Origin of the sequence: Pseudomonas sp. FBF18, assembly GCF_024261405.1 — a bacterium.
GTDB lineage: Bacteria > Pseudomonadota > Gammaproteobacteria > Pseudomonadales > Pseudomonadaceae > Aquipseudomonas > Aquipseudomonas palmensis.
Genome location: NZ_QKRS01000025.1, coordinates 2209 through 4011, shown reverse-complemented (window position 1 = coordinate 4011; position 1803 = coordinate 2209). Strand labels below are relative to the sequence as shown.

Annotated in this window: 4 protein-coding genes; all 4 read left to right on the top strand. The window is 64.2% G+C overall.

Going from position 1 to position 1803, the window contains the following annotated elements; all coding sequences use genetic code 11:
* Positions 1 to 454, top strand: a 454-nt coding sequence (locus DN387_RS24980) for a cbb3-type cytochrome c oxidase subunit I (RefSeq protein WP_254506385.1), incomplete at its 5' end; no start/stop codon positions are given.
* Between the two features lie 10 nt (positions 455 to 464).
* On the top strand, positions 465 to 1073 hold the full coding sequence (ccoO, locus tag DN387_RS24975; protein WP_043862389.1) for a cytochrome-c oxidase, cbb3-type subunit II: 609 nt from the start codon (positions 465 to 467) through the stop codon (positions 1071 to 1073).
* A 5-nt stretch (positions 1074 to 1078) separates the two neighbouring features.
* Positions 1079 to 1276 carry a CcoQ/FixQ family Cbb3-type cytochrome c oxidase assembly chaperone gene (locus DN387_RS24970; protein WP_043862388.1) on the top strand — a complete coding sequence of 66 codons (198 nt, stop codon included), beginning with the start codon at positions 1079 to 1081 and terminating at the stop codon, positions 1274 to 1276.
* A partial coding sequence (locus DN387_RS24965) for a cbb3-type cytochrome c oxidase N-terminal domain-containing protein (protein WP_254506383.1) occupies positions 1273 to 1803 on the top strand: 531 nt, incomplete at its 3' end. The genes DN387_RS24970 and DN387_RS24965, both read left to right, overlap by 4 nt.

Genomic DNA, 1803 nt, shown 5'->3' with positions numbered 1-1803 from the left:
CCCGATGATGGCGATCAAGACCGTCAACGCCCTGTCGCACTACACCGACTGGACCATCGGCCACGTACACGCCGGCGCCCTTGGCTGGGTAGCGATGATCTCGATCGGCGCGCTGTACCACATGATCCCGAAAGTGTTCGGCCGCGAGCAGATGTACAGCCTGGGCCTGATCAACGCGCACTTCTGGCTCGCCACCATCGGCACCGTGCTGTACATCGCCTCGATGTGGGTCAACGGCATCGCCCAGGGCCTGATGTGGCGTGCAGTCAACGCCGACGGCACCCTGACCTACTCCTTCGTCGAAACCCTGGTGGCCAGCCACCCTGGCTTCATCGTGCGGTTCGTGGGCGGTGCGATCTTCCTCACCGGCATGTTCCTGATGGCCTGGAACACCTGGCGCACCGTGCGTGCCCCAGCGGGCGAGACCGCCAACGCCACTGCGCAGCTGGCCTGAGGAGAACCTGATGAAACACGAAGTAATCGAGAAGAACGTCTTCCTGCTGGTGCTGTTGATGGTGTTTGCCGTCAGCATCGGCGGCCTGACCCAGATCGTCCCGCTGTTCTTCCAGGACGTCACCAACAAGCCGGTCGAAGGCATGAAGCCCTACACCGCGCTGCAGCTGGAAGGCCGCGACATCTACATCCGTGAAGGCTGCGTACAGTGCCACTCGCAGATGATCCGTCCGTTCCGCGCCGAAACCGAACGCTACGGCCACTACTCGGTAGCCGGTGAAAGCGTGTGGGACCACCCGTTCCTGTGGGGCTCCAAGCGTACCGGCCCTGACCTGGCCCGCGTCGGCGGCCGCTACTCCGACGACTGGCACCGTGCGCACCTGTACAACCCGCGCAACGTGGTACCCGAGTCGAAGATGCCGGCCTACCCGTGGCTGGTGGCCAACCCGGTCGACAGCAGCCATACCGAGACCAAGCTGCGCGTGATGCGCACCCTGGGCGTGCCCTACAGCGACGACGATATCACCGGCGCCGTGGCCTCGCTCAAGGGCAAGTCCGAGATGGACGCGCTGGTCGCCTACCTGCAGGTGCTCGGCACCGCGATCAAGAACAAGAGGTAAGCGCCATGGACTTCACACTGGATATCGGCCAGTTGCGCGGCCTGGGCACCCTGCTGGTAGCCATCGCCTTCATCGGCCTGGCGCTGTGGGTGTTCAGCGGCCGGCGTGACCGCGAGTTCGCAGAAGCGAGCCTGCTGCCGTTCGCCGACGACCGCCTTGTACCTGCCGCCAAAGAATCCGAATCGAGGAGTAACGGGCAATGACCACCTTCTGGAGTACGTACATCTGCGTACTGACCATCGGTAGCCTGATCGGCCTGACCTGGCTGCTGCTCAGCACCCGCAAGGGCCAGAGCAAGGGCACCACCGACCAGACCATGGGCCACAGCTTCGACGGCATCGAGGAGTACGACAACCCGCTGCCCAAGTGGTGGTTCTGGCTGTTCGTCGGCACCCTGGTGTTCTCGGTGGGCTACCTGATCCTGTACCCGGGCCTGGGCAACTGGAAAGGCATCCTGCCCGGCTACGAGAACGGCTGGACCGGCGCCAACGAGTGGCAAAAGGAAATGGACCGCGCCGACGCCAAGTTCGGGCCGATCTTCGCCAAGTTCGCCGCCATGCCGGTGGAAGAAGTGGCCAAGGACCCGCAGGCGCTGAAAATGGGCGGTCGCCTGTTCGCCTCCAACTGCTCGGTGTGCCACGGCTCGGACGCCAAGGGTGCCTACGGCTTCCCCAACCTCACCGACAATGACTGGCGCTGGGGCGGTGACCCGGAAACCATCAAGGCTTCG

Bases quoted from the DNA above. Each gene is read 5' to 3' on its own strand.
- ccoO (WP_043862389.1), top strand. From the start codon at position 465: ATGAAACACGAAGTAATCGAGAAGAACGTCTTCCTGCTGGTGCTGTTG.
- DN387_RS24970 (WP_043862388.1), top strand. From the start codon at position 1,079: ATGGACTTCACACTGGATATCGGCCAGTTGCGCGGCCTGGGCACCCTG.